Genomic DNA, 21346 nt, shown 5'->3' with positions numbered 1-21346 from the left:
TTTTTCCGGAAAGCCACCGTACTGCACTACCCTGCCTGCAGCGCCCGCCACTCGTCTTCCAGGATGCCCATTTCCACCAGGCTCCAGTAGTCTTCGCCGTGGCGCACCACGTCGCGCAGCACGCCTTCCTGCGTGAAGCCGCATTTGAGGTAGCATTTGATGGCCGCGTGGTTGAAATCGTACACGCCCAGGCTGATGCGGTGCAGCTTCAGGTCTTCGAACCCGATGCGCAGCAGGGCCCGCACCATACCCTGGCAGATGCCGCGGCGGCGCTCGGTGCTCTTGCCCACCAGCACGCGGGTGATGCGCCCGGTCCGGTCGCGCTGGCTGATGCCGCCCAGCGAAATGTGCCCCACGGTTTGCCCCGTGGCGGTTTCCACCGCTTTGTAGATGAACACATCGGGGTCGTTCAGGTCGTTGGAGCCTTCCACGTACCAGCGCAGGCCGGCCTCGGTGAGCGGGAAGGAAAACAGCGAGCCGCTCCATTCTTTCATCAGGCGTTCGTCGTCCACCCATTCAATGAGCTGGCTGAAGTCGTCGGCGGTGAAAGGTTCGAGCTGAATCATAACGCGGGGAGGTAAAGCGGAAATGGCCCCGCAAGTACGGGCGCAAAAGGGCGCCCTCGGAAATAAACCCTTCAACCAACGAGCCCGTTGGCTTGTTAGCGGCTTTCTTTCACCCACCTATCCTTTCCTTTCATGAACCTTTCCACCAACACCGTTCTCCTCACCGGCGGCGCCACGGGCATCGGCCTGGCGCTGGCGCTGCGCTTTTTGCGGGCCGGCAGCACGGTCATCATCGTGGGCCGCCGCGCCGAAAAGCTGGCCGAGACCCAGCAGCTCTACCCCGGCCTCATCACCCGCGTGGCCGACGTGGCCGACGCCGCCGAACGCGCCGAGCTCGCGCGCTGGGCCACCGCCACCTACCCCCAACTCAACGTGCTGGTCAACAACGCCGGCATCCAGAACCGCGTGCAGCTGGCCGAGCCCGGCGCCGACTGGGACCACCTGCGCCAGGAAATCGTCATCAACGTGGAGGCGCCCATCCACCTGAGCACCCTGCTCATTCCGCACCTGCGCGCGCAGGCCCACGCGGCCATCATCAACGTCACCTCGGGCCTGTCGTTTGCGCCGGCGGCGTTTGCGCCCATCTACAGCGCCACCAAGGCCGCACTTCACTCTTTCACGCTCTCGCTGCGCCACCAGCTCAAGCCCACGGGCATTTCGGTGCTCGAAATCGTGCCCCCGGCCGTCAACACCGACCTCGGCGGGCCCGGCCTGCACACCTTTGGCGTGAACGTGGACGAATTTGCCGATTCTGTGATGGCTCGCCTTGCGGCCGGCGAGGAAGAAGTGGGCTTCGGCACGTCGGAGCAGGCCCGCCTGGCGTCCCGCGCCGAACTGGACGAGCGTTTCAGGATGATGAACAACCGGTAGCAACCAGCTGGCCCACAAAAAAGCCCGGCCGCTACGCAGCGGCCGGGCTTTTTTGTGGGCGATACCCCAACGCCTTAGGCGTTGGTCGTCGTGGTCAGCGTCACCTCAATGTTGCCGCGGGTGGCGCGGGAGTAGGGGCACACTTGGTGGGCTTTGGCCACCAATTCCTCGGCTTGCTGTTGGCCCAGGTTGGGGATGTTCACCAGCAGGTCCACGGCTAGGCCGAAGTTGTCGCCGTCTTTGCCGAAGCTCACGTCGGCTTCCACGGTGCTGCCGGTGATGGGGGTTTTGGCCATGCGGGCCACCAGGTTCAGCGCGCCGTCGAAGCAGGCCGAATAGCCGGCGGCAAACAGCTGCTCGGGGTTGGTGGTGTTGGGTTTGCCGGGCCCGCCCATTTCCTTGGGCGTGCTCAGGGGCAGGTCAATCACGTTGTCAGAAGAAATGGCGCGACCGTCGCGGCCCCCGGAGGTTTTGGCTTTGGCGGTGTACAGGCGTTGGATGCTCATGTGGAGAAACTTGGTAAAAAGGGGGTTGGAAGTAAAAAATGCCGGAACGGCGTTAGGATAACAGGGTCATAATCTGGCGCAGCTGAGTGCGCAGCCCCGCCATTTCGGGCTCGGTCAGCTGCATTTTCTCGGCCAGCCGCACCGGGATGTGGGCGGCCTGGGCCTGCAGCGCGCGGCCAGCCGGCGTGAGGGCCACCACCACTGAGCGCTCGTCGCGAACGTCGCGGCGGCGGCTGAGCCACTGCCGCTGTTCCATGCGCTTGAGCAGGGGCGTGAGCGTGCCCGAATCGAGCAGCAGGTGCTCGCCCAGCTGCTTCACGGTCAGCTCCTCGTGCTCCCACAGCAGCAGCAGCACGAGGTACTGCGGATAGGTCACGTCCAGGTTTTCGAGCAGGGGCTGGTAGGCTTTGGTGATGAGCCGCGACAGGGCATATACCGAAAAGCACAGCTGGTTGTCCAGTTTGAGCAGTGGGTTCAGGGCCGGAGCTTTTTCATGGCTTTCGGGACTACAAGTCAAAATTAGTTGTATAAGTTTTAATTGTGCACAATTAAATATGCTTGTCAGTGTTGTGTCTCTGATTTTCAGCCAGAAAAAATCTGTCATGCAGCGCGAAGCAGCTTCTCACCATTGAACGATGCACTCAATGGTGAGAAGCTGCTTCGCGCTGCATGACAGACAAAAGGCATCCGACGCATCAAGCCAAATGCCTCAAGCGTCCAACTTGAGGGCTTGGCGGCTGCGCTCGCGCACTTGGGCCGTCAGCGCGGGGTCGTCGGCCAGATGCTTGCCGAAGGAGGGCACCAACTCGCGGAAGCGCGCCTGCCATTCCGACGAGGTAGCCCGTCTGGGGAAGCATTTCTGCACCAGCTCCAGCATAATGGCCACGGCGGTGCTGGCGCCGGGGGAAGCGCCCAGCAGCGCGGCAATGGAGCCATCGGCCGACGTCACCATCTCGGTACCGAATTCGAGCACGCCGCCCTGCTTTTTGTCTTTCTTGATGACCTGCACGCGCTGGCCGGCCACTTCCAGCTGCCAGTCGGCGGGGTTGGCGGTGGGGTAGTACTCGCGCAAGGCGGCGGTGCGGTCCTCGGGCGACTGCAGCACTTGCCCGATGAGGTACTTGGTCAGGCCCAGGTTGCGGGCGCCGGCGTAAAGCAGCGGCCGGATGTTGCCCAATTCGATGGAGCGGAACAAGTCGGTGTAGGAGCCCTTCTTCAAAAACTTGGTGCTGAAGCCCGCGTACGGCCCGAACAGCAGCTCTTTCTGCCCGTTTATCTGCCGCGAGTCGAGGTGGGGCATCGACATGGGCGGCGAGCCCACGGCCGGCTTGCCGTACACTTTAGCCTCGTGCCGGGCTATCACGGCCGGGTTGCGGCACTTCAGCCACTGCCCGCTCACGGGGAAGCCGCCGAAGCCGTTGGCCTCCGGAATGCCCGACTTTTCGAGCAGCGGCAGCGAGCCCCCGCCGGCCCCGATGAAGACGAAGCGCGCCCGCACGATGCGGCTTTGGTCGGTGGCCAGGTTGCGCACCTTCAGGCGCCAGATGCCGTCGTCCTTGCGCCGAAAGTCTTCCACTTCGTGGCCGAGATTGAAGTCGACACCCGGCAGGGCCTTCACGTAGTTGGACAGGGCGCGGGTGAGGGCGCCAAAGTTGACGTCGGTGCCGATGGGCATGCGCGTGGCGGCCACCGGCACGCTGCGGTCGCGGCCATCCATCACCAGCGGAATCCACCGGGCAATCTGGTCCGGGTCTTCGCTGAATTCCATGCCCTGGAACAGCGGCGAGTGCAGCAGGGCGGCGTGGCGCTTGCGCAGGTATTCCACGTTGGCCGCGCCCCACACGAAGCTCATGTGCGGAATGGTGCGAATGAAGGAGGTGGGGTCGGGCAGCACGCCTTCCAGCGCCAGGGAGGCCCAAAATTGCTTGCTCAGCTCAAACTGCTCGGCAATTTTATCGGCTTTGCTGATGTCGATGGAGCCATCGGGCCGCTCGGGGGTGTAGTTGAGCTCGCAGAAGGCCGAGTGGCCGGTGCCGGCGTTGTTCCAGGCGTCGGAGCTTTCGGCGGCCACGGCGTCGAGGCGCTCGTAGCCGGCGATGGTGATGGTGGGGTCGAGGGTTTTGAGCAGCACGCACAACGTGGCACTCATGATGCCCGCGCCAATGACGATGACGTCGGTAACGGGTTTGTCGGGGTTCGCGTCGGTTGGGGTCATAGCAAACGGATGGAGGAAGAACCCAGCCAATACGGCTGAACCGGCCGCCAGGCTGCCCCGCGGACAAAAAACCAACCCGCTACCTTGCGCCGCCGAACGACCACCTCCCACCCATGCCCACCCTCGACCTGCCGCTGCTCCCCCTGCCCACCCGCGCCGACGCCACCTCCACCGAGGCCCCGCGCCTGCTCATCATCTACACCGGCGGCACGGTGGGCATGGCCCTGAACCGCAAGGGCGGCTTGGTGCCCATGCAGTTTGGCCGCCTCGACCGCAAGATGCCGGAACTCACGCGCCTGCCGTTTCGGCTGGAGCTGCTGAGCCTGCCCGAGCCCATCGACAGCAGCAACGTGACGCCGGCCGACTGGTTGTTTCTGGCCCGGCTCATCGAGCGGCACTACGCCGATTTTGACGGCTTCGTGGTGCTGCACGGCACCGACACCATGGCCTATTCGGCGGCCGCCCTGAGCTACATTCTGGAGAACCTGGGCAAGCCCGTGGTGTTCACCGGCGCCCAGGTGCCGGTGGGCGCCAACCGCTCCGATGCCCAGCGCAACCTCATCACGGCGCTGGAAATTGCGGCCGCCCGCCATCCGCGCGGTCGCACGGTGCGCGTGCCCGAGGTGTGCGTGTTTTTCAACGACGTGCTCATTCGCGGCACGCGGGCCAAGAAGGTCGAAAGCCAGCAGTTTGCTGCCTTCAAAAGTGAAAACTACCCGCCGCTGGCCCGGGCCGGCATCAGCCTGGAGTTCGACGACAAAAGCATTCGCCTGCTGCCCGGCGCCCGCCTCAAGGTGCACGAAACCCTCGAAACCGCCGTGGCCGTGCTGCGCCTGTTTCCGGGCATCACGGAGGCGGTGGTATCGGCCATATTGGGCATTCCGGGGCTGCGCGGCTGCGTGCTCGAAACCTACGGCTCGGGCAATGCGCCCACGGCGCCGTGGTTTTTGGGCTGCCTGGCCGAGGCCCGCCGGCGCGGCGTGTGGCTGCTGAACGTGAGCCAGTGCGAGGAAGGCCGCGTGGTGCAGGGCAAGTACGAAACCAGCGCTCACTTCGCGGAGCTGGGCATTGTGGGCGGCGACGACATCACCACCGAGTCGGCCGTGACCAAGCTCATGTTCGTGCTCGGCCGCGGGCTGGGGGAGGAGCCCACCCGCCAGCTGCTGATGCAGGACCTGCGAGGCGAAATCACACCCTGATTTCAAGATGCCAGTTGTTGGTTGTCAGTTGTTGAACTGGTCGGTGAGCATAAAACTGACAACCGACAACCAACAACTGGCAACTAGCCTCTATCTTTGCCCCATCAACCGCCAACCTTGAGAGGTGTCCGAGTGGTCGAAGGAGCACGCCTGGAAAGTGTGTATGGCTCAAAAGGTCATCGTGGGTTCGAATCCCATCCTCTCAGCTCAAAGCCCGTTTCTGAATCAGGAACGGGTTTTTTTATGCCTTTCGGCCGGTCTGTAGCTTTGACGCGGAGTGAGCCCGGTGCATTGCTGCTCCGGCCGCTCAGCCCGTTGGTGGAGGCGCCCCAACCGTGGCCCCCGCAACGCAAACGCCCAAAACCCGTTACCTTCCCCGGCGCAACCCCTCACACTTTCTGCGCGCACTTATGACCCCAACCCCGACGCCAATTGCCGCCCCCGGCATCGAGAAAGACAACAAGCGCATCACCACCGGCTGGACTTTCTACGACTGGGCCAACTCCGTGTACCCGCTCGTCATCACCAGCTCCATTTTTCCCATCTACTGGGGCAGCATCACCAAGGCCATCAACCCCACCGACATGGTCGATTTTCTGGGGTTCCAGGTGCCGGGCTCGTCGCTGCTGACCTACGCCATCTCGTTTGCTTTCCTGCTCATTGCCCTGGTCAGCCCGTTTCTGACCTCGCTGGCCGATTATTCGGGCCGCAAGAAGCTGTTTCTGCAAATCTTCTGCTACCTCGGGGCCCTGAGCTGCGCGGCGCTGTACTTCTTCACCGAGGACAATCTGACGCTGAGCACGTTCATTTTCATTGCGGCCACCGTGGGCTTCAGCGGCAGCATCGTGTTCTACAATTCCTACCTGCCCGACATCAGCTCCGAAGAAAAGTTCGATTCGCTTTCGGCGCGGGGCTTTTCCATGGGCTACATCGGCTCGGTGCTGCTGCTGGTCATCTGCCTGGGCATCATCATGGGCCCGCACATTGCGGGCGGCCCCGAGGGCGTGGCCCTGTTCGGCATGAGCACCGGCCAGGCCACGCGGCTCAGCTTTTTGCTCACCGGCTTGTGGTGGGTGGGGTTTGCCCAAATCCCGTTTTTCACGCTGCCGCCCGATGCCGGCCGCGCCGCCGATGCCCCCGTCAGCCAGGACGGCTGGCTGCTCAACGGCTTCCGCGAACTGGGCAAGGTGTGGGACCAGCTCAAGCAGCAGCCCAACCTCAAGCGCTTCCTGCTGGCCTACTTCACCTACAACATGGGTGTGCAAACGGTGATGTACGTGGCCACCATCTTCGGCGACAAGGTGTTGAAGCTCGACAGCACTTCGCTCATCGTCACCATTCTGCTGCTGCAGATTGTGGGCATTCTCGGGGCCTGGCTCTTCGCCAAACTCTCCGACCGCATCGGCAACACCCGGGCCCTGAGCTGGGCCGTGTTCATCTGGATGCTGATTTGCATCGCGGGCTACTTCGTGCAGGCCGGCTGGAGCTTTTACGCGCTGGCCGCCGTGATTGGCCTCACCATGGGCGCCGTGCAAAGCCTGTCGCGCAGCACGTATTCTAAGATTATTCCCGAAAACACGCCCAACTCGGCCGCTTATTTCAGCTTTTTTGATGTGGTGGAAAAGCTCGGCATTGTCATCGGCACGCTCTCGTTTGGGCTGATTGGGCAAATCACGGGCTCGATGCGCAACAGCATTCTCTCGCTCATCGTGTTCTTCATTTTGGGCCTGGGCTTTCTGCTCACGTTGCGCGGCAAGAAGCTGCGCGAAGAATCGTTGGGGCCCATCTCGCTGCCGGGCCCGCCGCCGGCCTCCGCCGCGGCCGAAATGGGCGCGCCCATGGCCCGGTAGCGCGGGCTTTTAGTCCGCGAGTTGAATCAAATGGAATAGCTTTGGCTCGCGGACCGAAAGGCCGCGTTTCACCTCACCCCATTCTTGCATGTACACCTCTTCTGTTCAAAAAAACATCCTCGCCGAGCTCAACCACGAGCTGACGCAAACCCGCCGCATCCTCGAGCGAGTGCCTTTTGACCAAGCCGACTACAAGCCGCACCCCAAGAGCATGAGCCTGTGGCAGCTGGCTACCCATACGGTGAACCTGCTGGCTTTTAAAACGCTGTTTGTAACGCACGACTCGCGCGACTTCCTCGACCCCAACGCCCCCAAGCCCGGCCCCACGCCCACCAGCCACGAAGAACTGCTGGCCCGCTTCGACGAATACAGCGCCATCCTGAAGAAAGAGCTGCAGCAAAGCGACGACGAAAAGCTGAGCCACAACTTCAAGCTGCACCGCGGCGAGCACGTGGTATTCGACTACCCCAAAGCCACTGCCATCCGCATCATGGGCCTCAACCATAGCATCCACCACCGCGGCCAACTCACGGTGTACCTGCGCTTGCTCGACATTCCGGTGCCCGGCCTCTACGGCCCCAGCGCCGACGAGAAGTAGGAGAAGCACTGGGCCTCCACCGTCATTGCAAGCGTCGCGAAGCAATGCGTCCTGTTCTCGGCGACTAACCCAATTGCTGCAAAAAGCCCCGGCTCTGGGCAGAGGCGGGGCTTTTTGCAGTTTATCACAGACGTTGTCGCAACTCCGGGCTGGTTGCGAAAAGAGGACGGGTTGCCGCGGGCTGCGCCCGCCCCCGCAAGGCCTCTTACTTCTTCTCAAATACCCGCTGCCCGCCTATCCACGTTTGCAGTACCTGGGCGCCGCGTAGCTGCTCGTTGGGCGCGGTCAGCAAGTCGGTGTTCAGCACCACAAAATCGGCCAGCATGCCGGGTTTGATTTGGCCTTTGCGCTTTTCTTCAAAAGCGGCGTGGGCGGCCCAGGTGGTCATGCCGCGCAAGGCGTCGGGGCGGCTGATGGCGTTTTCCATCTGAAAGCCGCCCTTGGGGTAGTTCTTGGCGTCTTGCCGGGCCACGGCCGAATGGAAGCCAAACAGCGGGTTGATGTCTTCGACCGGAAAGTCGGAGCCCAGGGCCAGCTGGCCGTACTGCTTCAGCAGCTCGCGGTAGGCGTAGGCCGTTTTCACGCGCGCGGCCCCGAGGCGCTCGCCGGCCCAGTACATGTCGGAAGTGGCGTGGGTGGGCTGCACCGAGGGCACGATGCCAAACTGCCCAAACTTGGGCATGTCGGCCGGGGTGATGACCTGGGCGTGCTCGATGCGCCAGCGGCGGTCCTTCTGGCCCTTCAGCGCCTCGCCGTAGATGCTGAGGATGATGCGGTTGGCCGAGTCGCCAATGGCGTGGGTGTTCATCTGAAACTTCGACGCGGCCAACTCTTTGGCCAGCGCCCGGTATTCCTTTTCGGTGGAGAGCAGGAAGCCGGTTTCCTTGGGGCGGTCGGCGTAGGGCTGCACCAGGCAGGCCCCGCGCGAGCCCAGGGCGCCGTCGGCGTACACCTTGAAGGAGCTGACGGTGAGCTGGTCGGTCAGAACGGGGCCGTTTTTGAGGTAGTACGCGCGGTTTTGGGGCGTGGGCGCCAGCATGGCGTAGAGGCGCAGCTTGAGCTTGCCTTGCTGTTGCAGGGCTGCCATTTGGTCGATATCGGCCTTGTCAAGGCCGGCGTCGGCGAGGCTGGTGAGGCCCACGGCCAGGCAGTTTTGCTGGCCCTGCAGCAGCAGCTGGGCGGCTTCGGCCGGCGAGGGCTCGGCAATGTCCTTGCCTACCAGGCGCTGGGCGTTGTCGACGAGCAGGCCGGTAAGGCGGCCCTGCGCGTCGCGCGCGATGGTGCCACCGCTGATGGGCGTGGCGGCCGTGACGCCGGCCAGGTCCAGAGCTTTCTGATTGACCAGCGCCGCGTGCCCATCAACCCGAATGATGGCAACCGGCACATCGGGGAACAGCTGGTCGAGCTTCTCTTTGGTCGGAAATTGCTTGTCGGGCCAGTCGTTTTGGTCCCAGCCGCGGCCCAGCAGCCACGCAGCCTGTGGGTGCTGCTGCCGATGCTGCTGGAGCTTCTGCAGCACGTCGTCCCAGGAGGTGGTGCCCACCAGATTGGCGTAGCTCAGGCCCAGGGAATAGCGGTAGAAGTGGCAGTGCGCGTCGTAGAAGCCGGGGTAGATGTACTGGCCGTTGGCGTCTACTTCCTGCGCCGCCTGGTACTTCGCTTTAAGGTCGGCGGCCGCGCCCACGGCTACAAACTTGCCGTTCTTCACCGCAAAGGCTTCGGCTTTTGAAAAGGTCGAATCGACGGTGTACACCGTGGCGTTGGTTACCAGCAGGTCGACGGCTTCTCGTTTGGCGCCGCAGCCGCTCAGGAGTGTCAGGGCCAGCAGGGGCGAGGCGAGTCTGGAAAGGAACGTAGGAGAAAAGTGAACCATGCAGAAAATGGGGGTATGGACAAATGCAAAAAAAGAACGTCGTGCCAAGCGCCGCCGAAGCATCTCTCCCGCAATACTAAACCTAATTAGTTGCGCGGGAGAGATGCTTCGGCGGCGCTCGGCACGACGTGCCTAAAAACTTCCGGTGCCCGCTTACTCGAAGCGCATGTGCTTCACCGACTCGCCCGAGAACTGCAACTCCTGCAGCGACTCGATGCCGATTTGCAGGTGCTGCTGCACAAAATTGGCCGTCACTTTCGAGTCCGACTCCGAGGTTTTCACGCCTTCGGGCGTCATCGGGTTGTCGCTCACCAGCAGCAGGGCGCCGTGCGGGATGTCGTTCATGAAACCGCACACGAAAATGGTGGCCGTTTCCATGTCGACGGCCAGGGCGCGCACCCGGCGCAGGTATTCCTTGAATTCCTGGTCGTGCTCCCACACGCGGCGGTTGGTGGTGTACACCGTGCCGGTGTAGTAGTCCAGCTCGTGCTTTTTAATCATGCTGCTCACGGCGCGCTGCAGGCGGAAGGAGGGCAGGGCCGGGATTTCCTTGGGCAGGTAGTCGTCGGAAGTACCGTCGCCGCGAATGGCGGCGATGGGCAGCACCAGGTCGCCGAGCTTGGTCTTTTTCAGGCCGCCGCACTTGCCCAGAAACAGGGCCGCCTTGGGCTTGATGGCCGAGAGCAAATCCATCACCGTGGCGGCCATGGGCGAGCCCATGCCGAAGTTGATGATGGTGATGCCGTTGGCCGTGGCCGTTTGCATGGGCTTGTCGGTGCCGCGCACTTCGCAGCCGAACTGCTCGGCAAACATGTACACGTAATTGCTGAAGTTGGTGAGCAGGATGTACTGCCCAAATTCGCTCAGCGGCACGCCGGTGTAGCGCGGCAGCCAGTTATTGACAATTTCTTCTTTGGTCTTCATACAGAAAAATGAGTGGCGGAATGGCTGTGAGGGAGTGAGAAAAGGGTGTGCGTTTCGGAGTCACGTAGCCACTCAGTTGCTCAGTCACTCGATACCCGACCCCTACCTTTGGAGGTGATGCAAGCCCTGGACCTGCCGCCTTTCGAGGCCAAACTTACACAATCGGCCACAAATCAGCCACTCATCTGGGACGGGCTCCGGCGCAAGCACGTTGTGCTCACGCCCGAGGAGTGGGTGCGCCAGCACGTGGTGCATTACCTCACCGACCACCTCGGCTACCCACGCGGCCTGCTGGCCCTGGAGCGCGGCCTGCGCTACAACCAGCGCCAGAAGCGCACCGACCTGCTGGCCCTCAACCCCGACGGCCAGCCCCTGTTGCTGGTGGAGTGCAAAGCGCCCTCGGTGCCCATCACGCAGGCCGTGGCCCGGCAGGCCACTACTTACAACCAAACCATTGGCGCCCCGCTGCTGCTGCTCACCAACGGCCTGGTGCACTACTGCTGGCGGGTCGATTTTGCGAAGCGGACCAACGTGCGGCTGGAGGAAATTCCGGAATATGCAACGGCGGTGCAGTGGCAGTCCTCGCCTGAAGGGTAGGCGCGATTTCATAAGCCGGTCAACTGGGCCGGATTTAGAAGCCCGCAAAGTTTCCGACTGCACATCCAACCTGACGATGAAGCAGGCCCGGGCGGCGCAACTCTGGCCCAGCAAGCAGTGGCTAGGCCTGGCCCAACCGGACGCGGAAAGAGGCCCCGGCTCCCGGCTGGCTGTCTACTTCGATGCTGCCGCCGTGGGCCTGCACGATGCGGTGCACCAAGTAGAGGCCCACGCCTGAACCGGGAATGTGGGTATGCAGCCGCCGAAAGAGGTGAAACAGCTCCGCCCCGTGCTTTTCGGCGTCGAACCCCAAGCCGTTGTCTTCCACCACAAGGATGGGTTGGCCATCCGCCACCCACGCCGACACGTGGATGCGCGCGGGCCGCGCGGGGTCGGCGTATTTAAGCGAATTGCTGAGAAGGTTGAGCAGGATGGTGCGCAAGTTGGCCCGGGCGAAGCACACCGTGGGCCGGGACGCAAAGTCCGTGGTGATGCGGGCCCGCGCCGCCCGGGCTTGGGGTTCGAGCGAGTTGACCACCTCTTCCACCACGTCGGCCAGCCGCACTTCCTCCGTGGGCGCCGCTTCGCTGCTCTGCTGCGCTTGCCCCAGGGCTGCCAAGTCGTCGATGGTATGGCCCAACTGTTGCAGCGCATCCTGAATCAGGGGTACGAGCACCTCCTCTTCCAAGGGGTCGGCAAAAGTCGCACTGCCCCGCAGCTCTTCAAATAAGCCCGCGAGGTTGTTGACGGGCTGCTTGAGGTCGTGGCTGGCGGCGTACACGAAGTTGTCGAGGTCTTGGTTGGTGCGGGTCAGGCGCTCGTTGGTGTGCTTGAGGTCGGTAATGTCGATGGCCGAACCCACGTAGCCGTACAGGTCGCCGTTGGGGTAAAAGCTGGGGGCACCCTGGGCCAGCAGCCAGCGGTACTGCCCGTCGTGGCGGCGCATGCGGTGCTCCAGCACGTAGGGGCCACGCGTGCGAATGGCCTCGGCCAGCGCGTGCTGGGCCAGGTCCAGTTCTTCCGGGTGGAGGTACGCCGCCCAGCCCGTGGCCACGTACTGTTCCAGGTCCACGCCCACAAAATCGAGAAAAGCCTGGTTGGCATACCGAATGGTGGTATCCGGGTTCACGGCCCACACTTGGTTGGGCGCGGCGTCGGCCATGATGCGGAATCGGGCTTCGCTTTCCTGCAGGGCGGCCGTGCGCTCGCGCACGCGGCTTTCAAGTTCTTGGTTCAGCTGTTCGACCTGCTGGCGGGCCCGCATGGCGCCGGTTACGTCGTAAGAAAAGTTGAGCACGCCCGTGATGTGGCCCTGGGCATCGCGCAAGGCCAGGAAAAAGAAGTCGTAGTACACCTGCTCCAACTGGCCAGTGCGCGAGAAATCGACCTGAACCGGCCGCCCGGCCGCCACGAAGGGTTCGCCGGTGCGGTACACGCGGTCGAGTTCGTCGAGAATGCCCTGGCCGGCCAGCTCGGGCCACACCGCGCGAATGGGCTGCCCCAACAGGTCGCGCCCGTTGGCGACGCGCTGGTAGTGGGGGTTGACGAGCGTGAACACCTGCTCGGGGCCCTCGTGCACGGCCACGTGGGCCGGCAGGTGCATGAGCACCTCGTAGAAGCGCTGGCGCTGCACCTCGGCTTCGGCGCGCGCGGCTTGCTCGCGGGCCTGGGCCTCGCGCAGGGCCACTTCCACCGGCGACCGGGGCTGGTCGGCGGTGTCGGTGAAGCTCACGAGCAGGCCCACGCCGGCCCGCCGGGCGGCCAGGCGGTAATAGTTGTCGTAGCCATCAGCCTGGTAGTTGATGTTGTACTCGCGGGGCTCGCCGCTTTCGAAGGCGTCGACGTGAAACTGGAAAGTGCCGTGAGCAATGCTGTGGGGCCACTGCTGGTTGTGCGTCACGGTGGGCACTTCCGGCATGCGCATCATGCGCTGGGCCGCGGGGTTGAGGTACTCAAAGGTGAAATCCACAATTTCGCCCGTGCCGGCCGCAGCATAAATGGGCGTATAAAAAATGACGCCGGTGAGCGAAACGGCCAGTAATTCGCGGAGCAAAACGGCGTCGGGGGCAATGGCGGCAGCGGAGGCAGGAAGCATGAACGGCGGCTAGATAGAATAACCAAAACTAGGACACGTTCGACAACGCAGCACGTGGAGCTGAGGGCCTGATGCAGCCTGCACCAATCGCAACGCATGATGATGTCCTGACAACCGTTTATTGAAACGAAAGCCGTTCGACGGTGGCCGTCTCTAACGGGTACCTTTTCCAACAAGCAAGGGCAAGGACGCTATTTATACAGCCGATTATCGAGCAGGCCGTTGACGTAGAACTGCACGCAGGCGCGCAACTCGTTGCCGTACTTTTTCACCAGCGCCGGGTCGGGGTTGGCCACCGGCTTCAAGGGCATTGAATGGTTCTGGTAGGGGTAGAGCCGCACCTGGTTGGTATTCGTGAGCTCCGTCACGAAGTCGGAATGCACGAGGTAGTAGGAATCGCCGTCGCGGAATAGCGCGCGGCCGGGGCTGGCCGCGTCAAACACCGAGGAGCCAAACGGCAGCAGCGACTTTTGCTCCTGCGGCAGGCCCAGCACGTCGAGCACCGAGGCCGGCACGTCGGCCTGCTGGCTGATGCGATGGGGGTTGGCGGGGGGCAGGGGCTGGCCGGGGCGCAGCAGCAATAGCGGCGTTTTGTGGTAGCCCAGCGGGTTTTGGTAGCTGGGCTGGTCGGTTTGGGAAGTGTGGTCGGCCGTGAGCACAAACAGCGTGTGTGCAAACCACGGCTGCCGGCGGGCCGCCCGGAAGAAGTTGCGCAGCGCTAAGTCGGTATAGGCAATGGTGGGGTGGATGGGCTGCGTCCCCGTTGGAAATTTGCCTTTGTACTTGGCCGGCACCGTGAAGGGGTCGTGGGCGCTGAGGGTGAAGAGCGTGGCAAAAAACGGGTGCTTCGTGGCCGATAATTGCCGGTTGAAGTACTGCAGGTAAGGCTCGTCGAAAATGCCCCAGTGCCCGTCATAATCGGGGCTTTTGTCGCCGCCGGGGTATTCATTCAGGCCGTAGTAATGCTGCATGCCGGCAATGCCGGCAAACATATCAAAACCCATGGTGCCGTTGGTGCCGGCGTGGTACATGGCCGTGGTGTAACCGTGCCGGCCCAGGATTTCGCCCAGCCCGTGCATCTCCGCCGTCTGAAAGCTGGACGTGATGAAGGGCTCGTCCATGAGCGAGGGCAGGCCCGAGAGCACGGCCGGCAACGCCTCGATGGACCGGCGGCCGTTGGCGTAGTTATCCCGCATCAGCAGCGCGCCGGGCGCCGTGGCCAGCGAATCAAAGAAAGGGGTGTAGCCACCACGGTCCCCGTTTTCAACGCCGGTGTATTCCGAGCCGAAGCTTTCCACCAGCAAAATCACCACGTTGTCGGGCGCGGTGGGAGTTGGGCGCACGGGCAGGCGTGCGGCGCCCAGCGCCGGCCGCAACGCTTCCGCCGAAGCAAAATAATTGACCCGTTCCACCGGCGCCACGTCCAGGGTTTTCAGCACCGTAAACGTGCTGTTGAGGGCCAGGTGGCCCAGCACGGCCGGTTGCAACTCGAAGGCGGTGCCGGTGCGCAGCGGCTTCAATTGCCAGCCCCCGCGCAGGCCCAGCACCACCAGCCCAATCACCACCACGGCTTCCAGCAGGCGCGGCAGCCAGGCCCGGCGGCCCGGCCGAAACGCCAGCTCGGCGGCCGTGGGCATGGGGCACAGCCACCACAGCAGCCACACCATCCCGGCCAGCGGAAGGGCCAGGTACCAGTAATGCAGCCCGATTTGCCCGGCCTGCTGCGCAATGTCGTCGCCGATGGTGCTCCACTCGTTGCTCAGCCGCCGACCAATGAATTTAAAGTACTGCCAATCAATGATGTTCAGCAGAAAGCCCGGAAAATTCAGCAGCACAAACAGCACCCGTAGCCACTGCTGCCCGCGGCGCGAGCCCACCGGCACCAGCAGCGACGGCAGCACCAGCAGCAGGTTCAGCCACAGCAGCGCCGAAGCATCGAACCGCAGCCCGTGCACGAAAGCGCGGGCCACATCTGCGTCGTTGATGCGTTGAAACGTGCTGTAGTTCAGTACATAAAAGCCCAGCCGCAACAGCGTGTACACGCCCATGAGCAGGGCAAAGCGGCGCAGCAGCAGGCGGATGGCAGGAGAGAGAAGCAACGTATAACGACCGTTCAGAGTGAAAGACCCGGCGAAGCAAAGCCGCCGTGCCGGCGCCCGCGCAAAGGCAACAAAAAGCCTCCCGCGGCTGCGGGAGGCTTCGGTATGCATGTGCCAGACGAGCCAGCACCCCACATATTTTACACCGCGGCGGCTTCCAGTACGGATTCCACGCTCGCCAGGGGCAGGCCCCAGGCGTCGGCCACGCCTTTGTACACCACTTCGCCGTGCACCACGTTCAGGCCGAGGCGCAGGGCCTCGTCGCGGCGGCAGGCTTCCTGCCAGCCCAGGTTGGCCAGCTTCACGGCGTAGGGCAGGGTGGCGTTGGTCAGGGCCAGGGTGCTGGTGTAGGGCACCGCGCCGGGCATGTTGGCCACGCAGTAGTGCACCACGTCGTCGATGATGAAGGTCGGGTTTTCGTGGGTGGTGGGGTGGCAGGTTTCGATGCAGCCGCCCTGGTCCACGGCCACGTCCACCACCACGGTGCCGGGGCGCATGCTCTTCAGCATGTCGCGGGTGATGAGGTGCGGCGCTTTGGCGCCGGGAATCAGCACGGCGCCCACAATCAGGTCCGACGTCTTGATGGCTTCGCGGATGTTGTACTCGTTCGAGTACTGCGTCACCACGTTTTTGGGCATGAAGTCGTCGAGCTCGCGCAAGCGGTTCAGGCTGATGTCCATGATGGTGACTTGGGCGCCCAGGCCGGCGGCTACTTTCGCCGCCTGCGTACCCACCACGCCGCCGCCCAGCACCAGCACGTTGGCGGGCTTCACGCCGGGCACGCCGCCCAGCAAGATGCCGCGGCCTTTGAGGGGCTTCTCGAGGTACTTGGCGCCTTCCTGCGGGGCCATGCGGCCGGCCACTTCGCTCATCGGAATGAGCAGGGGCAGGGCGCGGTTGCTGAGCTCCACGGTTTCATAGGCCAGGCACACGGCCTTGCGCTCAATCATGGCGTGGGTCAGCTCCTCGCCGCTGGCGAAGTGGAAGTAGGTGAAGAGCAGCTGGTTCTCCTTGATGAGGGGATATTCCTCCGCAATGGGTTCCTTCACTTTGATAATCATCTCGGCCTGCTCGTACACATCGGCGATGGTGGGGAGCAGGGTGGCGCCGGCCGTCTGGTACTCTTCGTCGGTGAAGCCGCTGCCTTCGCCGGCGGTGCTTTGCACCAGCAGGGTGTGGCCGTGCTTGCGCAGCTCAGCCACGCCAGCGGGCGTGAGGCCCACGCGGTTTTCGTTGTTTTTGATTTCCTTGGGAACGCCGATAATCATGTGCGAAGTGGTGGGAGTGGAGGTGAAAGCAGAAGGTTAGTGTTCGAGACGCAAAGATAAGCGGCCCGGTTCCGTTCGGCAGCGCAGAATTCCGGCCCTCCCTCGAGTGCTTAAGCAAAGAGCCGCTCCTGGGTGAGGGGCGGCTCTCTGCCTACACGCCGGAAGCGTCGCTCGATTCGACCCTTCTTACAAAGCCGGGCTGGCGGTGGCGGGGTGCCAGCCGCCAACGGCTTCCCGCACGGCCGTAAGCACGGGTTTGTCGAGGGTGATGGACCAGTCCAGGGCTTTGTAGGTGGTCGAGACGTCGTTGGAGTTGTTGAACAGCACCACCGCCTTCACCGCCGGGTATTTGAAGGGCATGCTGGCCAGGGCATCTTTAAACCACTGGGCCTTGTTGCCGCCCACGCCCAACGACCCGATTTCGCTAATCATCAGCGGCTTGCCGTAGTGCGAAAACTCGTCGTAGGCTTTGCCAAAAATCTCGTCGAACGTGTACCACTTGCTCCAGGGGGCCACCGTGCCGTAGTTGAGCGTGGTGATGCCCACCCAGTTCACGTAGGCGGCGCCGGGGTAAAACTCCCGGTAGGTGGTGTAGGCCGGGTGGGGCGACCATACCCAGGAGGCGTTGGTGGCGCCCTGCAGCCGGAAGCGCGTCACCACGTGCCGCCAGGCCGCGATGAAATCGGCGGGCTTGTTGTTTTGGGGGCCCCAGGGGTAGCGGTAGGGGTCGTTCATCTCGTGCCCGAAGCGCAGGAAAAAGGGCTTGCCAAACGCCTTCGCGTCGCGGGCCCATTTGTCGATGTAGGCGTCGTATTTGCCGGCGGCAATGGCGGTGAGGCCGTTGGCATTCACCTGCGAGGGCTTGCCGGGCACGGGGTACACCGCGGGGTCGAAGTCGTTCAGCCAGGGCTCCCAGGTTATCATCGGCACCGAGCCCAGGTCCGAAATGGTTTGGGCGCGCAGTTGCGGAAAGCCCTGGTCTTTGCGGCTGCCCCAGGCCGTGTAGAAGTGAATGATGGGCAGCTTGAAGCCCAGCGAATCTTCCAGCGTGGTCACGCTTTCGTACGATTCTTCGGTGTTGTTGTCGTACACGCCGGTCAGCAAGGTGTCGGGCGCGTTCAGCAGCCCGGTCTGGGTGCGGTAGCGGTCGAACCGCTGCAGGGCGGCGGCGCGGCCGGTGCGCGAGTCGCCGCCGGCCATGCTTTTTTCCAGATATGCTACTCTGGACGTGACGCCCGCGGCCAGGTCTTCGAGCGGGCCGCGGCTTTTGCTGCCCGCAAAAACCAGCAGGCTGAACACGCACAGGCCCAGAAAAATGACCAGCAACGTGGCCGAGGCGCGATAGGCGATGGTTTTCATTGAGTATGGAAGACTAAAAAATAAGCGTAATGCGGGGTCAGGCCGCCGATTTGTGCTTGCAGGCAGGCTGCAGCCAGCCCGTGATGCGGGTGAGGTCGACGGAAGCCCAGGGGTCTTCGGCTTTGGTTTTGAGCGACTGGTACGCCGCGTAAAGGCCGCCCAGCGTCATGAAAAAAGCCAGGGCCGCAAAGAGCACCATGCCCCAGGTGTTGGCGCTGGTGAGCTCAAGGCGGGCCTCGGGTGTGTAGTAGAAGCGGCGCACCACCACGTAGGCCAGCGTGGCCACAAACAGCACCTGGTGCACCAGCAACGGCCGCACAAAGGGCGTGAACTGTTTCACGGCGCGCTTGGCGGTGGGGATGTAGGGAATCTCGCCGTCCCAGATGGACAGCACAAAACCCATGAAAAACACCGGCCAGCAGGCAAACTTCAGGAAGGTGCCCCGCCAGTGCAGGCCGCGCTCGGCTTCGGGGTGGCACAGCCAGCGCTGCACAAACACGTAAATGCTCAGGCTGACGAGCCCCACGGGCAGCCAGTGGTCCAGAAACCCGAAGAAGTCCATGTTAGCCGGCAGCCAGCCAAACCAGAAGTAGAGGTAGGGAATGAGCAGAAACAAGGCCGTGGTGAGGCCCGAGAGGTAGTAAGTGCCCACCGTGAGGTAGGACACGCGCTGCCAGAACGAGAGCTTGGGCCAGAGGCGCGGCACCTCGGCAAACAGCACTTCCTGCACCCCGCGGGCCCATTTCAGCTGCTGTTTACAAAACGAGCCCAGGTCCTCGGGCACCAGACCGCGGCTCACCACGATGGGCGAGTAAATGGATTTCCACTGCGCCGCGTGAATGCGAATGGCCGTGATGAGGTCCTCGGCCAGCCCGATGCCGTGCCCGCCAATGCTGTCGAGCGCCGCGCGCCGGAAAGTGCAGTTGGCCCCGATGGCCACGGCGCAGTTGAGGCCGTGCATGCCCATCTGGGTGGGCCCGTAGAAGCCGTAAGTCTGCTCGGCCGCGGCCCGGGCCGTGAAGGAGCGGTACTGGTTGTAGTAGGCTTGCGCCACCTGCACGTAGCCCACTTGCGGGTCGCGGAAGTAGCCCAGCACCTCGTCCAGAAAGTTGGGAAATGGGATGTGGTCGGGGTCGAGCACCAGAACGAACTCTTCGGTGGTGCGCTGCAGGGCCGCGTTTATTTTGCCGGCCTTGGCCCCGGGCAGGCCCACCAGCTCGAGCCACACAGCGCCGTGCCGCTCGGCCACTTCGCGGAAGCGCGGGTCCTGGGTGTCGTCGAGCAGGTAGGTGGTGTGCAGGTAGCTGATGCGGGCGCAGGCTTCCAGCGTTTTCTCAAACATGCTGAGCGGCTCGCCCGGCGAGCTGGTGGTGAAAATGGCCACCCGCAGCCCGTCTTGCGGCGCTTGCCAGCGCGGCTTGCTGATGCGCAGGTACGACACCCACACGATGACCATGCGCACGATGCCCCACCAGAAAATGAAGGTGAGCAGCAAAAACAGCGGCAGCGAGGCCACGTGCTCCTCCCGAAACCACCAGTCGGCCAGCCGGCCGATGCTGAACACGCCCGCCACCATGAGGCTGGCCAGCGTGGCCTTGCGCGCAAACGTGGAGGTGGCCGCCTCCCGGAATTCCCACAGGGCCGCGTTATCGGTTTTTCTCACGGTTCAGATGGTAGCGAAATTGAAGGTTGAAGGCGTGGCGGTTGTAGAAAATCAGGCTCGAATAGCCGTAGGTGGCCGCCACCGTGAGCGAAGGCGACGCTTTCAGGGCCACCTCGCCCTGCACTTCCACGGGGTGGTAGTCCTGGCGGGCAAAGCCGGTGGCGAGGTAGAGCTCGTTGTTCAGCGCCTTGTCGAGGTAGAGGTAGGGCGCGTCGGCCCGCCCCTGCACCCCGTAGCTGCCGCGGGCTGCCACGCTCACCTGTTTCTGCGGCCACAGCTTCAGCGACAGCAGCACGGCATTTACCAATTGGTGCCGGGGCGTGAAGTAAGGCACGTAGGCGCCCGGCACCGGGCCGCCGTTCAGCACCACGTCGCTCAGGCTGCGCGTCGAAGTATAGGTGCTGCGCTCGGCCGAGGCGTAGCTGAACGCATAGCCGGCCTTGAGTACCACGGCGGGGCGGGTAAGCACCGGCGCCAGCAGCCAAGCGTAGGTTGAATAGGCGGGGTTGCCGTCGCCGTAGCTGCGCTGTTCCACGCCGGCCTTGCCCAGCCACTTGTCGCCCTTGCCATAGCGCACGGCCAGCGCCTGGAGGCGCTCCATCACCGGCTGCCGGGCGCTGGCCAGCACGGCCTGGTAGGGCTGCCGGGCGGCCTGCACGTCGAGGGCCAGCGTGCTGCCCAGGGTTTTGGTCAGCAGCAGGTTGCCCGTGGCAAGCACGCCGCCGCTGTTCTGCGAATACTGAAAGAGCCCACCCGTTGTGCTCACCGTAAGGCCCAGCGGCAGGAAAGTGAATTTGTTGCCGACCTGCAGCCAGTAGGAGGCACACCGGTCGTCGGGCAGCGAAAAAGAATTGGCCTGAAGCTGCACGGTGGGCGCCACCAGCCACGAGCGAAACCACGTGGCTTCGGCCTCATACGTGAGGGCCCGCAGGGGCTGGTCGTCGCGGAGGTAGCGGCTGCCCACCCGGAAGTAGGGCCGCGCCGTGCCAGCAATGTCCTGCAGCAGGGCGGTAGCCGCCGCATTTCCGGGGTAGCGCCGCAGCACCTCGGCCAAGGACTTGCGAGCCGCGGCCAGGCGCAGTTGCTTGTAGCTGATGAGGGCCAGGAGCAGGCCGGATTCGGCTCGGGCGCTGTCCTGGGTTTCGTACACCGCGAGTTGGTCTTTGGCCCGGTCCAGCTGGTTTTGTTCCACCAATAGGCGCGCATAGTCGAGGCGCAGGGCGGGCACGCTGGGGAAAGCAGCCAGGGCCTGCTCATGCACCGCCGCCGCCCGTTTGAAATCCTGCGCCCAATAGAGCACCTGCGCCTGCAGCCGCAGCCCATCGAGGTGGGATGCACGGGCATTGTACAGGGTGAGGACCCGGTCGGCCTCGCCAAAATCCTTTCCATACGCCTTGGCACGGGCGTATTCCAGCGTATCGGAAGGCAGCGCCGTTTGCGCCCGCGCAGTGCCCGCCCCGAGCACGGCCCCTATAGCTGTAAGGAGAAATTTGATTTTCATGAATGGTAATGCTGCTGTAAAACAGCTGCTTAACTAGTTGTGTAAAGCTATTGCAGCGTGCAATGGCCCCGGCAATGCCGCGCCCAGCCGCTCCGACGTGGCAGTAAAAGCAGCTAATCCACAGCATCTGCACCGCACAAACGCTTAAAATTAAATTGATTCT

17 protein-coding genes and 1 tRNA gene are annotated in these 21346 nt (G+C 63.4%); 6 read left to right on the top strand and 12 right to left on the bottom strand.

What is annotated here, in order from left to right; translation table 11 throughout:
- Positions 1-26: 26 nt before the first annotated feature.
- Positions 27-566, bottom strand: coding sequence for a GNAT family N-acetyltransferase (locus tag JAO73_RS11350; protein WP_198977153.1), 540 nt, complete (start codon positions 564-566; stop codon positions 27-29).
- A 132-nt stretch (positions 567-698) separates the two neighbouring features.
- On the opposite strand from JAO73_RS11350, the gene JAO73_RS11345 reads away from it, so the two are divergent.
- Positions 699-1436 carry an SDR family oxidoreductase gene (locus JAO73_RS11345; protein WP_198977152.1) on the top strand — a complete coding sequence of 246 codons (738 nt, stop codon included), beginning with the start codon at positions 699-701 and terminating at the stop codon, positions 1434-1436.
- 74 nt (positions 1437-1510) lie between these two features.
- On the opposite strand, the gene JAO73_RS11340 is transcribed toward JAO73_RS11345, so the two are convergent.
- The 3 genes from JAO73_RS11340 to mqo all read right to left on the bottom strand — a co-directional run bounded on the left by JAO73_RS11340 (position 1511) and on the right by mqo (position 4187).
- Positions 1511-1942: an organic hydroperoxide resistance protein gene (locus JAO73_RS11340; RefSeq protein WP_198977151.1), complete on the bottom strand. Its 432-nt coding sequence runs from the start codon at positions 1940-1942 to the stop codon at positions 1511-1513.
- A 52-nt stretch (positions 1943-1994) separates the two neighbouring features.
- The gene (locus tag JAO73_RS11335) at positions 1995-2459 is read right to left on the bottom strand and encodes a MarR family winged helix-turn-helix transcriptional regulator (protein WP_317191222.1); all 465 of its coding nucleotides are present in this window, start codon (positions 2457-2459) and stop codon (positions 1995-1997) included.
- A 192-nt stretch (positions 2460-2651) separates the two neighbouring features.
- Positions 2652-4187 carry a malate dehydrogenase (quinone) gene (gene mqo / locus JAO73_RS11330; protein WP_262896060.1) on the bottom strand — a complete coding sequence of 512 codons (1536 nt, stop codon included), beginning with the start codon at positions 4185-4187 and terminating at the stop codon, positions 2652-2654.
- A gap of 83 nt (positions 4188-4270) precedes the next feature.
- On the opposite strand from mqo, the gene JAO73_RS11325 reads away from it, so the two are divergent.
- From JAO73_RS11325 to JAO73_RS11310, 4 genes are all read left to right on the top strand, one after another.
- On the top strand, positions 4271-5356 hold the full coding sequence (locus JAO73_RS11325) for an asparaginase (RefSeq protein ID WP_198977148.1): 1086 nt from the start codon (positions 4271-4273) through the stop codon (positions 5354-5356).
- A gap of 118 nt (positions 5357-5474) precedes the next feature.
- Positions 5475-5562: transfer RNA gene (locus tag JAO73_RS11320), tRNA-Ser, on the top strand.
- A 204-nt stretch (positions 5563-5766) separates the two neighbouring features.
- A complete protein-coding gene (locus JAO73_RS11315) occupies positions 5767-7206 on the top strand; it encodes an MFS transporter (RefSeq protein ID WP_198977147.1) in 1440 nt (479 codons plus the stop codon).
- An 88-nt stretch (positions 7207-7294) separates the two neighbouring features.
- Positions 7295-7804, top strand: coding sequence for a DinB family protein (locus JAO73_RS11310; protein ID WP_198977146.1), 510 nt, complete (start codon positions 7295-7297; stop codon positions 7802-7804).
- A 205-nt stretch (positions 7805-8009) separates the two neighbouring features.
- Here the strand turns inward: JAO73_RS11310 and JAO73_RS11305 are convergent, their stop codons facing one another.
- Complete coding sequence (locus JAO73_RS11305) at positions 8010-9677, bottom strand: amidohydrolase (protein ID WP_198977145.1); 1668 nt, start codon at positions 9675-9677, stop codon at positions 8010-8012.
- Between the two features lie 153 nt (positions 9678-9830).
- Positions 9831-10601, bottom strand: coding sequence for an AMP nucleosidase (locus JAO73_RS11300; protein ID WP_190924499.1), 771 nt, complete (start codon positions 10599-10601; stop codon positions 9831-9833).
- A 117-nt stretch (positions 10602-10718) separates the two neighbouring features.
- On the opposite strand from JAO73_RS11300, the gene JAO73_RS11295 reads away from it, so the two are divergent.
- Positions 10719-11198, top strand: coding sequence for a type I restriction enzyme HsdR N-terminal domain-containing protein (locus JAO73_RS11295; protein ID WP_198977311.1), 480 nt, complete (start codon positions 10719-10721; stop codon positions 11196-11198).
- A gap of 121 nt (positions 11199-11319) precedes the next feature.
- On the opposite strand, the gene JAO73_RS11290 is transcribed toward JAO73_RS11295, so the two are convergent.
- From JAO73_RS11290 to JAO73_RS11265, 6 genes are all read right to left on the bottom strand, one after another.
- Positions 11320-13293 (bottom strand): sensor histidine kinase, encoded by a 1974-nt coding sequence (locus JAO73_RS11290; RefSeq protein WP_198977144.1) that lies wholly within the window; start codon positions 13291-13293, stop codon positions 11320-11322.
- Between the two features lie 191 nt (positions 13294-13484).
- Positions 13485-15392 (bottom strand): LTA synthase family protein, encoded by a 1908-nt coding sequence (locus JAO73_RS11285; protein WP_198977143.1) that lies wholly within the window; start codon positions 15390-15392, stop codon positions 13485-13487.
- 140 nt (positions 15393-15532) lie between these two features.
- A complete protein-coding gene (gene ald / locus JAO73_RS11280; RefSeq protein WP_190924507.1) occupies positions 15533-16660 on the bottom strand; it encodes an alanine dehydrogenase in 1128 nt (375 codons plus the stop codon).
- A 186-nt stretch (positions 16661-16846) separates the two neighbouring features.
- The gene (locus JAO73_RS11275) at positions 16847-18019 is read right to left on the bottom strand and encodes a glycoside hydrolase family 26 protein (RefSeq protein ID WP_198977142.1); all 1173 of its coding nucleotides are present in this window, start codon (positions 18017-18019) and stop codon (positions 16847-16849) included.
- A 37-nt stretch (positions 18020-18056) separates the two neighbouring features.
- On the bottom strand, positions 18057-19682 hold the full coding sequence (locus JAO73_RS11270) for a glycosyltransferase family 2 protein (RefSeq protein ID WP_198977141.1): 1626 nt from the start codon (positions 19680-19682) through the stop codon (positions 18057-18059).
- Positions 19666-21183, bottom strand: coding sequence for a tetratricopeptide repeat protein (locus JAO73_RS11265; protein ID WP_198977140.1), 1518 nt, complete (start codon positions 21181-21183; stop codon positions 19666-19668). Before JAO73_RS11265 ends, JAO73_RS11270 begins: the two co-directional genes overlap by 17 nt.
- Positions 21184-21346 lie beyond the last annotated feature (163 nt).

Source organism: Hymenobacter miniatus (genome assembly GCF_016427455.1).
Lineage (GTDB): Bacteria > Bacteroidota > Bacteroidia > Cytophagales > Hymenobacteraceae > Hymenobacter > Hymenobacter armeniacus.
Note: the sequence above shows the minus strand (reverse complement) of the source record. Positions and strands in the feature narration are given on the sequence as shown.